At 40.3% G+C, this 14,251-nt stretch carries 11 protein-coding genes and 2 tRNA genes; all 13 read left to right on the forward strand.

Annotated features, from left to right (window positions below; genetic code table 11):
• The first annotated feature begins 42 nt into the window (after window positions 1-42).
• A complete protein-coding gene (gene frsA, locus OOA_RS17460; protein WP_008913496.1) occupies window positions 43-1,293 on the forward strand; it encodes an esterase FrsA in 1,251 nt (416 codons plus the stop codon).
• 71 nt (window positions 1,294-1,364) lie between these two features.
• Entirely contained in the window at window positions 1,365-1,766 is a 402-nt protein-coding gene (gene crl / locus OOA_RS17465) for a sigma factor-binding protein Crl (protein WP_008913497.1), read from the forward strand.
• 115 nt (window positions 1,767-1,881) lie between these two features.
• Window positions 1,882-2,985 (forward strand): glutamate 5-kinase, encoded by a 1,104-nt coding sequence (gene proB, locus OOA_RS17470; RefSeq protein WP_008913498.1) that lies wholly within the window; start codon window positions 1,882-1,884, stop codon window positions 2,983-2,985.
• A 2-nt stretch (window positions 2,986-2,987) separates the two neighbouring features.
• Window positions 2,988-4,241, forward strand: coding sequence for a glutamate-5-semialdehyde dehydrogenase (gene proA, locus OOA_RS17475; RefSeq protein WP_008913499.1), 1,254 nt, complete (start codon window positions 2,988-2,990; stop codon window positions 4,239-4,241).
• 271 nt (window positions 4,242-4,512) lie between these two features.
• Window positions 4,513-5,010, forward strand: coding sequence for a shikimate kinase AroL (gene aroL, locus OOA_RS17480; protein ID WP_008913500.1), 498 nt, complete (start codon window positions 4,513-4,515; stop codon window positions 5,008-5,010).
• Between the two features lie 112 nt (window positions 5,011-5,122).
• Complete coding sequence (gene aas, locus OOA_RS17485; protein ID WP_008913501.1) at window positions 5,123-7,267, forward strand: bifunctional acyl-ACP--phospholipid O-acyltransferase/long-chain-fatty-acid--ACP ligase; 2,145 nt, start codon at window positions 5,123-5,125, stop codon at window positions 7,265-7,267.
• Between the two features lie 4 nt (window positions 7,268-7,271).
• A complete protein-coding gene (gene lplT / locus OOA_RS17490) occupies window positions 7,272-8,465 on the forward strand; it encodes a lysophospholipid transporter LplT (RefSeq protein WP_008913502.1) in 1,194 nt (397 codons plus the stop codon).
• A 19-nt stretch (window positions 8,466-8,484) separates the two neighbouring features.
• Entirely contained in the window at window positions 8,485-9,000 is a 516-nt protein-coding gene (gene pncC / locus OOA_RS17495; RefSeq protein WP_008913503.1) for a nicotinamide-nucleotide amidase, read from the forward strand.
• A gap of 94 nt (window positions 9,001-9,094) precedes the next feature.
• Window positions 9,095-10,162 carry a recombinase RecA gene (gene recA / locus OOA_RS17500; protein ID WP_008913504.1) on the forward strand — a complete coding sequence of 356 codons (1,068 nt, stop codon included), beginning with the start codon at window positions 9,095-9,097 and terminating at the stop codon, window positions 10,160-10,162.
• A 325-nt stretch (window positions 10,163-10,487) separates the two neighbouring features.
• Window positions 10,488-13,115 (forward strand): alanine--tRNA ligase, encoded by a 2,628-nt coding sequence (gene alaS / locus OOA_RS17505; RefSeq protein WP_008913505.1) that lies wholly within the window; start codon window positions 10,488-10,490, stop codon window positions 13,113-13,115.
• 228 nt (window positions 13,116-13,343) lie between these two features.
• Entirely contained in the window at window positions 13,344-13,529 is a 186-nt protein-coding gene (gene csrA, locus OOA_RS17510) for a carbon storage regulator CsrA (RefSeq protein ID WP_004264815.1), read from the forward strand.
• Window positions 13,530-13,974: 445 nt separating this feature from the next.
• Window positions 13,975-14,067 (forward strand) — tRNA-Ser (locus tag OOA_RS17515).
• Window positions 14,068-14,078: 11 nt separating this feature from the next.
• Window positions 14,079-14,155 (forward strand) — tRNA-Arg (locus tag OOA_RS17520).
• The last annotated feature ends 96 nt before the right edge of the window (window positions 14,156-14,251 follow it).

The following is a 14,251-nucleotide window of genomic DNA, read 5'->3' on the forward strand; positions in this document are numbered from 1 at the left end:
GCGTTCCCTTTTTAATTTAAGCCCAACAAACAGGTTATCAGGATGACTCAACAAAATCTTTCCGAAAAGCTGTTCAAGCCAAAAGTTAGGCAAACTGAAACATCGACACTCGTATCCTACTCTGCCTATACCTCCTCAATCATTAATAGCCATTCAGCATTAAGCGGTGCTCACCATGCCAGTTGGTATCGAATGATTAACCGATTACTGTGGATCTGGCGTGGTATTGATGCTTTAGAAATAGAAGAAGTCTTGAGCCGAATTGCGGTAACCAATGCTGAGCGTAGTGATAAAAATTTACTCGATACCGTCATTGGCAATCGTAGCGGAAACTGGTGTTTTGAATGGTCTCATCAAGCCATGCATTGGCAGCAAAAAGCCCTACAATTTGAAGGTGGTGAAAAAGCCAGTGAAGCATGGTTACACGCTGCCAATTTATACAGTCTTGCAGCATATCCTTTCATCAAAGGTGATGAATTAGCTAGTCAAGCCGTTTTACTTGCTTGTAAGGCTTATGATAGCGCAGCACAGTTTTCACGCTATAAACTAAAAAAACTGTCATTTAAGGTCGATGGTAATAAAGAGGTGTGTGGTTTTTTACATATCCCTTCGACAGGCCAAGGTCCTTATCCTACAGTTATGGTCTGTGGAACACTCGATAGTTTGCAAATTGACTACTCACGCTACTTTCGTGATTATCTCGAACCACTTGGCATTGCTATGCTGACGTTAGATATGCCCTCAATTGGTTATTCGATTAAATATAAGTTATCTCAAGAGACAAGTGCATTGCATGAACAGGTAGTTCGCCAATTGGATACAATTCCATGGATTGACCATACGCGTTTTGGCCTTGTTGGATTACGCTTTGGTGCAAATATTGCCTTAAGGTTAGCTTATATGTGTCCGGAGAAAATAAAAGCCGTAGCAGTATTGGGACCGATTGTTCATAGCATATTGCATGAGGAAAAATATCAGCGTGATATTCCGCGTATGGAGCTCGATGTTTTTGCCAGTCGCTTAGGTATCTATCATGTTGATGGTGCTGCGTTGCGTTATGAACTTAGTTGTTATTCATTAAAAAATCAAGGCCTTTTAGGACGACGTAGCCATGTTCCAATGATGTCTGTTTGTTGGGAAAATGATATTTATAGTCCTAAACAAGAGTCAGAACTGATTATGCGTTCTTCAATGGATAATCATTTATTAACATTACCAGCGGCGCCTGTTTTCGAAAATTATCAAAAGTCATTAAGTGAAACTACCAGTTGGTTGAAAAGTAAAATACTTTAATTTTATTTAATATCTTGATTATTTTTTAACTTTTGTTAAAAAGGGATCTTCTCAAAAAAGGAGATCCTTACATGGCTTTAGCTAATGATTACTCTAATGGAAGGTATTTAAAGAAGTTTGCTGCATTGGGGCCTTATCTACGAGAAAAGCAATGTTTAGATGGTTGCTACTTTTTCGATAGCCTTGCAGTTTGTGTTAATGCGAATGTTACACCAGAAAAACGCGAATTTTGGGGGTGGTGGATGATGCTATCGCCAAATGATGACGGATTTGAATATTTATACCATCTAGGTATGTATAATAGTCACGGTAGCTGGCAAGCAAAAGTATTGAAAGATAGTGTAGCTATTGATTCGATTGAAAAAAATCTTAAATCTTTTCACCAGTCCCTTTCCAAGCAACTTTCTGACCTTGAACTAAATTTTTACCCTTCTGCACAAATGGCAGAATTTAAACTTGAATTAAGCGCATAAAATTGTTTTAGACCAACTTTTGTTGAATTTTGCGTTATGCCTGTTGGCATAACGCGCTTCAACTGATAAAAATGATACCCACTTTGTGTTTGTTAATCCTAATGGCAGAAAAATGATGAAAAATAGCCAGACATTGGTTGTTAAATTAGGAACCAGTGTATTGACAGGGGGCTCGCGCCAATTGAATCAAGCTCATATTGTTGAGCTAGTTAGGCAATGTGCGCAGCAATATGAAAAAGGGCATCGTATTATAATCGTCACATCTGGGGCTATTGCGGCAGGTCGTGAACATTTAAATTACCCTGAACTCCCCGCAACAATAGCTTCAAAGCAATTACTTGCAGCAGTAGGCCAAAGTCGTCTTATTCAGTTATGGGAACGGTTATTTTCAATTTATGGTATCCATATTGGGCAGATGCTACTAACACGTGCTGATCTTGAAGATCGTGAGCGTTTTTTAAATGCGCGCGATACATTACAAGCATTACTCGATAACGGCATAATTCCGGTTATTAATGAAAATGATGCAGTAGCAACAGCAGAAATTAAAGTTGGTGATAACGATAATTTATCGGCTCTTGCTGCAATACTTGGTGATGCGGATAAACTATTATTACTGACTGATATTGAAGGTTTATTTGATTCTGATCCACGAAGTAATCCTAATGCGAAATTGATCCCAGAAGTTTATGGTATCAATGATGAATTACGCGAAATGGCTGGAGGCAGTGTAACGGGTTTAGGTACCGGTGGCATGGCAACTAAGCTACAAGCGGCTGATGTTGCAGGAAGAGCGGGTATTGATGTAATCATTGCCGCAGGCAATAAACCTGATGTAATCAGTGCGGTAATTGAAAATATTCCAGTTGGTACGCGTTTTTATGGACAAAAAAATCCAATGGAAAATCGTAAACGTTGGATTTTTGGCGCACCTGCTGCCGGCGATATTTATATCGATGACGGTGCACAACTTGCTATTATGGAAAAAGGTAGTTCATTACTTCCTAAAGGTATTAAAAAAATCGAAGGTGATTTTTCTCGTGGTGCAGTAATCCGCATACGCAATATGGCAGGCAAAGATCTTGCTCATGGGGTAACCCATTACAATAGTGATGCACTAAGAATGATTGCGGGTCATCACTCACAAGAAATAGGCCGAATACTTGGTTATGAACACGGCTCTGTCGCTGTTCACCGCGATGATATGATAGTGGGTTAATTATGTTAGAAAAAATGGGAAAAGCGGCTCGCGAAGCCTCATGGCAACTAGCTCAGTTAAGTACAAAACAAAAAAATGCCGCTTTAGAGCAAATAGCTGATTTATTAGAGCAAGAAAGTGCGGTTATTCTCGCTGCCAATGAACAAGATTTGATACAGGCACGTGCGAATGATATGACTCCTGCACTGCAAGATCGTCTATTACTCACACAAGATCGTCTAAAAAATATCGCTGATGATGTGAGAAAAGTCTGCCAACTTGCTGATCCAGTTGGACAAATCATTGATGGTAGCCAACTCGATAACGGTTTGAATTTACAGCGCCGACGTGTGCCATTAGGTGTTGTCGGTGTTATTTATGAAGCACGCCCGAATGTGACTGTCGATGTTGCAGCATTATGCTTAAAAACAGGTAATGCAGCGATTTTGCGTGGTGGTAAAGAAACCCATAATACTAACCTTGCCGTTACCGGAGTTATTCAAAAAGCACTACAAAGCTGCGGAATATCGGCAGATGCAATACAGGCGATTAATAACCCTGACCGTGAATTAGTAACCCAGTTGCTCAAATTAGATAGATATGTGGATATGTTGATCCCTCGTGGTGGCGCTGGTCTACATAAATTATGTCGTGAGCAATCGACCATTCCAGTCATTACTGGCGGAATTGGTGTCTGTCATACATTTGTTGATGAATCTGTTGATTTTGATAAAGCAATTAGCGTACTCATCAATGCAAAAGTTCAACGTCCAAGCGCATGTAACTCACTAGAAACTGTACTGATTCATGAAAAAATAGCAGCTGAATTTTTGCCAATGCTAAGCCAAAAAATGGCCGAACAAAAAGTGACTTTACATGCGAGCCTACAAGCTATGCCTTATTTGAAGAATGGCCCAGCTAAAGTTGTTGATGTGAAACCTGAGAATTTGGTTGATGAGTGGCTATCACTTGATCTGAATGTTGAAATAGTCCCAGCTATTGATGCAGCTATCGATCATATTCGCACTTATGGTACGGCGCATTCCGATGCCATATTAACGGAGTCTATCAGTCAAGCCGACTATTTTGTTCAGCGTGTGGATTCAGCCGCAGTTTACGTCAATGCCAGTACTCGCTTTACCGATGGCGGACAGTTTGGTTTAGGAGCTGAAGTTGCAGTGAGTACACAAAAATTGCACTCACGTGGGCCGATGGGGTTAGATGCATTGACGACCTATAAATGGATTGGTTATGGTGACTTCCTTAACCGAACATAATGCTCAAATAATAACGATTAGGCCACACTATTTGTGTGGCTTTGTTTTTATGATTATTTGTTATTTAGATTGAGAAATATAAGCTATATATATTGGTTTTAATCGAAATTATTATCATGCAACAGTCTGTTAAATATAGATATATATAATGGCTCGATGAATCGAGCTGTAGGCTTTGTCTGTATGTGTGGCTAATGACAACTTGAAGTATGACGGGTATGTAGCGCGTCGCACGTGTATCGCAATAATCATCATGACGGGATGAATACAGATGTTTTACATTATAGGTCCTAGAGGTTCAGGGAAAACAACGATTGGTAAACAGCTAGCCGAACATAAATCATTTCAATTTGTTGATACGGATAAATTGATTGTTGAGCGAGCGGGAATGAGTATTGCTCAGATTGTCGAACAGCATGGGTGGGAGTATTTTCGCCGTTTAGAAAGTGATGTGTTAAAGTCAATTTCAGAACAAAATGTGATTGTTTCTACCGGTGGTGGAATAATCCTTTCTAAAGAAAATCAGCAAGTCATGCGCGACAATGGTACGGTGATCTACTTAAGTGCTAAACCTGAGGTATTAGCTGCTAGGCTCGCGGCAGAACCTCAAGCCGATCAACGTCCAAGTTTGACAGGTAAATCAATATTAGAAGAAATAGAAGAGGTCATATCACAAAGGGAGCCTCTTTACCGTGCCGCGGCACACCATGTCGTTAATGCGGAACTGCCTATTGATGTTATTATTGAGCAGTTAAAACATTTGGCTTAAATATGTGGCATTCATTAACGCTTTAGGAATAAACCACTTAATATATTAGTGGTTTTCACTACATAATTATCAGTTAGAATTATTAAGATAACTCATAATATAGGGATTCATTATGCTGGCAAATATTCTTAGAGCAGTACTTCGATTTTTGTTTCGTATTCGCTTAGTCGGGGATGAGAAAGAGCTTTATCAAGATAAGTGTTTAATTACACCTAACCATGTTTCATTTATTGATGGTGTATTGGTTGCTTTATTTTTACCAGTGAAGCCTGTATTTGCGGTTTATTCTTCATTTGCAACCCCTAGAATGATTAAATTGATAAAGCCCTATGCTGACATAATTCCTCTTGATCCTGCCAACCCATTGGGTATTCGTCATTTAGTCAAAGAAATCGAAAAAGGGCGTCCTATTGTTATATTTCCAGAAGGGCGTATTTCTGTTCATGGCTCACTGATGAAAATTTACGACGGGGCTGCATTTGTTGCTGCAAAATCAGGGGCAAAAGTAGTACCTATCCGTATTGAAGGTGCAGAGCGTAGCCACTTTGGGCGTTTAAAAGGCATTATTCCTCTAAAATGGTTTCCTCAGATCACATTGCATATCCTGCCAGCTGAAACTATCCCGATGCCAGAAGCCCCTCGTGCAGTAGAACGCCGTAGATTAGCGGGTCTACATTTGTATAGCATCATGAAATCTGCTCGAATGGCAACTAGGCCGCAATTGACGTTGGTTGAAGAATTTATTGATAGTGTGAAACGATTTGGTCGCCGCTCGCCTTGTATTGAAGATATCAATTTCAAAGAAGATAACTACCAAGGATTATTGAAAAAATCGTTGGGTGTTGGCCGTATTATTGAACGTTATACTCATGAAAATGAACGTATTGGTTTATTACTACCAAATACAACTGTCACTGCGGCTGCCATTTTTGGTGCATTGATGCGAGGGCGTATTCCTGCAATGCTGAACTATACAGCAGGTAGCCATGGTATTAGTAATGCATTAAAAGCCTCTCAGGCTAAAGTCGTCTTTACCTCACGCCAATTTCTTGAAAAAGGTAATTTGACGCATATTCCAGAGCAAGTCACTGAAGCGAATTGGATTTATCTTGAGGATTTAAAAGATACCGTTACTTGGCAAGATAAATTATGGATAGTTAAACATTTATTTAGACCAAGCAAAGCGGTACTTCCTCGTAAACCGGAAGATGAAGCATTAGTATTATTTACTTCTGGTTCAGAAGGTACACCGAAAGGTGTCGTACACAGCCACGCAAGCTTGATGGCAAACGTCGAACAGATTAAAACTATTGCAGATTTCACACCGCGAGATCGCTTTATGTCATCGTTACCTCTGTTTCATGCTTTTGGCCTAACTGTTGGGCTATTCATTCCTCTATTTTCTGGTAGTCGAGTCTTTCTATATCCAAGCCCTTTACATTATCGAATTATTCCTGAATTGGTGTATGACAAAAACTGTACCGTCTTATTTGGTACTTCTACATTTTTAGCTAATTATGCACGTTTTGCTCATCAATACGATTTTGCTCGCTTGCGTTATGTGGTAGCGGGAGCTGAAAAACTGTCAGATAGCACTAAGAAGCTATGGTTCGATAAATTCGGAATTCGCATCCTTGAGGGCTATGGTGTGACTGAATGTGCGCCGATTGTGTCTATCAATGTCCCAATGGCATCAAAAGAGGGAACAGTCGGGCAAATATTGCCTCTAATGCAATCACGGATCATTCCTATTTCAGGTATTGAGAACGGTGGCAAACTGCAGCTTAAAGGTCCTAATATCATGAAAGGCTACTTGCGTGTTGAAGCTCCCGGTATACTCGAAAAGCCATCAGCTGAAAATCAGCAAGGTGAGCAAGAAGACGGGTGGTATGACACTGGTGATATCGTTGAATTAGACGCTCAGCAATACTGTACTATCAAAGGGCGAGTAAAAAGATTTGCAAAACTTGCAGGAGAAATGGTTTCACTTGAAAGTATTGAGCAGATGGTCTTTAGCTTATCTCCAAATGCACATCATGCAGTAGTGACAAAGCCCGATAGTAGTAAAGGCGAAGCCTTAGTTTTATTCACAACAGATAAAAAACTAGACCGAAGTGCGCTTTCCGCTGCGGCGAAAGGTAAAGGGTTAACTGAATTAGCCGTCCCACGTGATATTCGCATAGTGAAAGAATTACCCGTACTAGGAAGTGGTAAAACGGACTTTGTAGCACTCAAACAAATGGTGATAGAGGGTTAATTTTATGCATAGTACTAATGCACCATTAATGAGTCGAGGTATGAAGGCCGTACTTACCTCGCAATTTCTTTCTGCTTTCGCCGATAACGCATTATTGTTTGCCATCTTAGCGCAACTTAAAGCTGAATTTTATCCAGAATGGAGCCACCCCGTGCTCCAAATGGTCTTTGTGCTGACTTATATTATCTTGGCGCCTTTCGTTGGGCAGGTCGCTGATAGGTTCTCTAAAGGCCGTGTTATGCTGTTATCTAACCTGTTTAAATTTATTGGTGCGCTTGGTATCTGTTTAGGGCTCAATCCATTTATTTGTTACGGTTTAGTTGGGATCGGTGCTGCATCATATTCCCCTGCAAAATACGGTATTTTAGGTGAACTAACGGGGGGAGAGAATCTAGTCAAAGCAAACGGAGTGATGGAAGCTTCAACAATTGCTGCGATCCTCGTAGGTTCAGTAGTTGGTGGTATTTTATCTGATATTAATCTCATGTTGGCACTTGGAACTTGTGCTGTGCTCTATGCGCTTGCCGTTATCGCAAATTTTTATATACCACATTTAGTTGCTGCTCGACCAAGTAAAGGCTGGCATTTTAAAAAGTTATTTGTCGATTTTTGGAGTGCATGTCGTTCGCTTTGGTCAAACCAAGAAAGTCGTTTTTCTTTAGTTGGTACCAGTATGTTCTGGGGGGCTGGCGTTACATTACGCTTTTTGCTGGTAGCATGGGTACCTGTCGCTTTAGGCCTACAAGATAATGCAACACCAACTTATCTTAATGCTGCAGTTGCTATAGGCATCGTTGTAGGTGCCGGGTTGGCAGCTAAATTCATTACATTAAAAACAGTCTCGCGCTGTATTCCTGCTGGTATTGTGATTGGTGTGATGGTAGTGCTACTTGCGTTACAAACAAGTTTGTTCCCATCTTATGTCATCCTTGCAATATTGGGTATTTTTGGTGGGCTATTTGTTGTACCTCTTAATGCGCTATTGCAAGAAAAAGGTAAAGAAACTGTAGGGGCAGGTAATGCGATTGCAGTTCAAAACCTTGGTGAGAATAGTGCCATGTTAATTATGTTGGGTCTCTATTCGCTTGCTATGAAAGTTGGATTGTCTGTTATTAGTGTGGGTATTGGTTTTGGTACAGTATTTGCGGTAGCTATCGCTGGGCTGTGGATTTGGGATCGTGCTCGCAAACAACATTGATGTGAAGGTAAACAATCAAATGAAAGATGAACATCACCTCGAAACACTAAGTATGCAGCTTGGTCAACTCCTGAAGAAGCAAGGTAAAACGGTCACTTGTGCAGAGTCATGCACAGGTGGGTGGGTTGCAAAAGTACTCACGGATATTGCTGGAAGTTCAGATTACTTCCATAGAGGATTTGTCACTTACAGTAATGAAGCCAAGCATCAAATGATTGGTGTAACAGAAGAATCATTGCAAAAATTCGGTGCTGTTAGTGAGCAAGTTGTCTCTGAAATGGCGCTTGGGGCACTAAAAGAAGCTGATTCGGACCTTTCGATATCGGTTAGTGGTATTGCGGGGCCTAGTGGCGGTAGCGATGATAAACCTGTTGGAACCGTTTGGTTTGGTTTTGCTCAAAAAGCGCCAACGGGTATCAGCAATGTAACGACTAAACACTGTATATTCCAAGGCAATAGGCATTCTGTTCGTTTACAATCAACATGTTATGCTCTTGAGACACTTTTACAAATCATAAGTGAAAAATCCTCTTGATACTGTATGATTATACAGTATAATTGACGTCAACAAACCGAATTCAACCGTTCTATTCGCAGTGGGAAAGTCCATTGCACTAAAGGGAGTGAACATGGCTATCGATGAAAACAAACAAAAAGCACTAGCTGCAGCGTTAGGTCAAATTGAAAAGCAATTTGGTAAAGGTTCCATTATGCGTCTTGGTGAAGACCGCACGATGGACGTTGAAACTATTTCGACGGGTTCTTTATCCCTTGACGTTGCTTTAGGTGCTGGTGGCTTACCATTAGGGCGCATTGTTGAAATCTACGGACCTGAATCCTCTGGTAAAACTACTCTAACATTGCAAGTTATTGCAGCAGCGCAACGCAGTGGTAAAACATGTGCATTTATCGATGCTGAACACGCCTTAGACCCTATCTATGCGAAAAAACTCGGTGTTGATATTGATAACTTGCTATGTTCTCAACCTGATACTGGTGAGCAAGCATTAGAAATTTGTGATGCATTGACACGCTCAGGTGCAGTTGATGTCATTATCGTCGACTCTGTTGCTGCATTAACACCAAAAGCGGAGATTGAAGGCGAAATTGGTGACTCTCACATGGGCTTAGCTGCTCGTATGATGAGCCAAGCAATGCGTAAATTAGCCGGTAACTTGAAAACCTCTAATACTTTGCTTATCTTCATTAACCAAATTCGTATGAAAATTGGAGTGATGTTTGGTAACCCTGAAACAACAACTGGTGGTAACGCACTGAAGTTTTATGCATCAGTTCGTTTAGATATCCGTCGTATCGGTGCTGTAAAAAACGGTGAAGAAATCGTTGGTAGCGAAACACGTGTTAAAGTTGTTAAAAACAAGATTGCTGCGCCATTTAAACAAGCTGAATTCCAAATTCTTTATGGTGAAGGTATTAACACTTATGGTGAGTTGATTGACTTAGGTGTTAAACATAAGCTGATTGAAAAAGCAGGTGCTTGGTATAGTTACAATGGTGATAAAATTGGTCAAGGTAAAGCAAACTCTACGACTTATTTAAAAGAGCATCCAGCTATTGCAGATGAAATTGATAAAAAATTGCGTGAAATGCTATTAACTCACACAGGTGAATTCAAAAGCGCAGCAACTGATTTTATCAATGATTCAGATGAAGAAGAGACACCAGAAGAATTTTAATACTGACTTATTGATATCATAAATAAGTAGATTAAAAATGCCGCTCTAAAATGAGTGGCATTTTTTTGTTTTTCTTTTGCGCTATAATAAAGCGAGATGTCGTTTTTCTATGGAAAAATAGCCAACTGAAGGGTATAAACATACTTTCAGAAAATATTTAGACGCTTTACAATGAAAACCACGAATGGATGTATCTAAATTTTACTTCTACATAAAGAGACTTTATCTTATCAGTCACTTTTTAATCGGAGAGTTGATTAGAGGTGATGCTACATTCCATCTCAACAATTCTTAATTCAGTTTCCAGCTTGAAATCGGGATAAATATGAGTAAAAGCACCGCTGAGATCCGCCAAGCGTTTCTCGACTTTTTTCATACGAAAGGTCATCAGGTGGTAAGTAGCAGTTCGCTAGTACCAAACAATGACCCGACATTATTGTTCACTAACGCAGGGATGAACCAGTTCAAAGATGTATTTCTTGGGCTGGATAAAAGAGCATATTCCCGAGCGACAACAGCACAGAGATGTGTGCGAGCAGGTGGTAAACATAACGATTTAGAGAACGTAGGCTACACAGCCCGTCACCACACTTTTTTTGAAATGCTAGGTAACTTTAGCTTTGGTGATTACTTTAAACATGATGCAATCAACTTTGCTTGGGAATTATTGACAGGTAAAGAATGGTTTAATTTACCAAAAGAAAAATTATGGGTCACAGTTTATGCGACCGATGATGAAGCTTATGAAATTTGGAATAAAAATGTAGGCGTTCCAGCAGAACGAATTATCCGTATTGGTGACAATAAAGGCGCTGCTTACGCATCTGACAACTTTTGGCAGATGGGAGATACAGGGCCATGTGGGCCATGTTCAGAAATTTTCTATGATCACGGTGATCACATATGGGGTGGCCCTCCGGGAAGCCCAGAGGAAGATGGCGACCGTTATATCGAGATATGGAATATCGTTTTCATGCAATTTAACCGTCAATCTGACGGTACCATGGAACCATTACCTAAGCCATCTGTTGATACGGGAATGGGGCTTGAGCGCATTGCTGCCGTGTTACAGCATGTTAACTCTAACTATGATATCGATATCTTCCGTGATTTGATTGCAGCAGCTGCAAATGCAACAGGATCAAGTGATCTTTCAAACAAATCACTCCGCGTTATTGCTGACCATATTCGCTCTTGTGCATTCCTCATTAGTGATGGCGTGATCCCATCAAATGAAGGTCGTGGATATGTATTGCGTCGTATTATTCGTCGTGCTGTACGCCATGGTTATATGCTTGGAGCAAAAGATACTTTCTTCTACAAACTCGTTGCACCATTGGTAAAAGTAATGGGTAACGCGGCGGATGAGTTGAAACGTCAACAATCAAAAGTTGAAAAAGCCCTTAAAGCGGAAGAAGAGCAATTTGCTCGTACGTTAGAGCGTGGACTTCAATTATTAGATGAAGAGCTTGCTTCACTCAAAGGTGATACTTTAGAAGGCGAAACCGCATTCCGTCTATATGATACATATGGCTTCCCAATTGATTTAACGGCTGACGTTTGTCGTGAACGTAATATCAAAGTCGATGAAGAAGGTTTTGAGCGCGCAATGGAAGACCAGCGCCGCCGAGCAAGAGAATCAAGTGGTTTTGGTGCTGATTATAATTCATTAATTAAAATCGAAAAGCACAGTGAATTCTCTGGTTATACCTATAATGAACAATTAGCCACTATCACTGCTATTTATAAAGATGGTCAGCCAGTTGATTCGCTTAATGCGGGTGATGAAGGTCTTGTGATCCTTGATAAAACCGCGTTTTATGCTGAATCAGGTGGTCAAGTAGGTGATACAGGAATTTTACACAATGATAGCGGTAGTTTTACCGTTACTGATACCCAGAAATATGGTCAAGCTATTGGTCATATTGGTAAAGTAGAGTCGGGTTCCCTGGTTATTAACCACCGTATTGATGCAAAAATTGATGTAAAAAGACGTGATGCTATTCGTTTGAATCACTCTGCTACTCACTTATTGCACGCTGCATTACGTCAAGTTCTCGGTGAGCATGTAGCGCAAAAAGGCTCTTTAGTTAACGATAAATATCTACGTTTTGACTTTTCACATTTTGAAGCAATGACTCCATCACAGTTACGTGAAGTCGAAGATATTGTAAATACTCAAATTCGTAAGAACACACCAATTGAAACGGAACTTATGGATTTAGAGGGTGCAAAAGCCAAAGGTGCAATGGCATTATTTGGTGAGAAGTACGAAGAGCGTGTACGTGTATTGAGCATGGGCGATTTTTCTATCGAGCTTTGTGGTGGTACCCATGCTAGCCGTACTGGTGATATCGGTTTATTTCGCATTCTTAGTGAATCAGGGACTGCGGCAGGCATTCGTCGTATTGAAGCAACGACAGGGGAGAATGCAATTGAAAACATTCATAACCAGTCAGAGCAATTAACGGCGATTGCTCACCTATTAAAAGGTGATATGAATAGCTTAGTTGAAAAAGTAAAATCAGCTTTAGACAAATCTCGTCAATTAGAAAAAGAGATTTTGCAATTAAAAGATCAACAAGCATCGCAAGAAAGTGCTTCACTAAGCAGCCAAGCAAAAGATATTAAAGGTGCTAAATTACTCGTTAGCCAGCTTAGCAACACTGAACCTAAGCTTTTGAGAACGATGGTCGATGACCTCAAAAATCAGCTGAAGTCCGCTATTATCGTGCTTTCAACAACGAGTGGTGATAAAGTCAGTGTAATTGTTGGTGTAACTAATGATTTGACTGCTAAAATTAAAGCTGGTGATTTAATATCTTATGTCGCACAGCAAGTCGGTGGTAAAGGCGGCGGTCGTCCAGACATGGCACAAGCTGGAGGTACAGACGTACATGCGTTACCAGCTGCTATGGCAAGTGTAGAAGAGTGGGTGAACTCACGGCTGTAAGCACTTTTAGAAGTTGCCTCATGCACCGTGAGGCAACTTTGTCTGTTGCAACATTGTTAATGTGTTATGGGTAGTGTTATATTTTGTTTGTATATAATTAAAATGATTGCCTCGATGGCATCAATGCTTTAGGTGTATATCATTGCTTTACGTTTTCACGGTGTGTGATGGACAATAGCGGGGGGAAACCTAGAGACCCGACTCTTTTAATATTTCAAGGAGCAAAGAATGCTTATTCTGACTCGTCGAGTTGGTGAAACACTCATGATAGGCGATGAGGTAACAGTTACTGTACTGGGAGTAAAAGGCAATCAAGTTCGTATTGGTGTCAATGCCCCAAAAGAAGTTTCTGTTCACCGTGAAGAAATTTATCAACGGATCCAGGCTGAAAAGACTCAACCAGATAATCAATAATAATGAATAAGCGTCCAGTTCTTGACCCACACAGCAAAGATGGACGCTTGTCTTTCATTTTCTAGCCCTTTCTTCTTATTCAAATTAATAACCTGCATAATGCCATTTTGCTCAAGCAGAATGCTGTTCTATTTTATTCTTCTTTTTTTGCTCATCTATTTTTACTTCTAACACGAAAGTTTTAGGCTGAATTTATTATTTATATTTCTTTTATCTCTTATTTCCTTGGAACAAAAATCGTTATTACCATTCAAAGAATTGTGAAATTTATGGATGATGGATGCAAATTTCGATGCTAAACTAATCATCTTGCTTGTGAAGTGTTCAAACAGTCATTGAAAACTAAAAAGTTTGGAAAAAATGTTTGACTTCTAAAGCTAGGAAAGTAATATGTGCGCCACACAGAGACGAGATGTTGAAAAACAAATCGTGTGTAACTAAAAACGGTGAGGTGGCCGAGAGGCTGAAGGCGCTCCCCTGCTAAGGGAGTATGCGGTCAAAAGCTGCATCGAGGGTTCGAATCCCTCCCTCACCGCCATTTTAGATTATGCATCCGTAGCTCAGCTGGATAGAGTACTCGGCTACGAACCGAGCGGTCGGAGGTTCGAATCCTCCCGGATGCACCATATTTAACCCTATGAATATGTTTGATAGGGTTTTGTTTTGATTTTAGCAGTCAAAACACAGTAAGAACTGAGAAGTTGAATTTGATATTGTAATGC

It is taken from the genome of Providencia burhodogranariea DSM 19968 (assembly GCF_000314855.2).
GTDB lineage: Bacteria > Pseudomonadota > Gammaproteobacteria > Enterobacterales > Enterobacteriaceae > Providencia > Providencia burhodogranariea.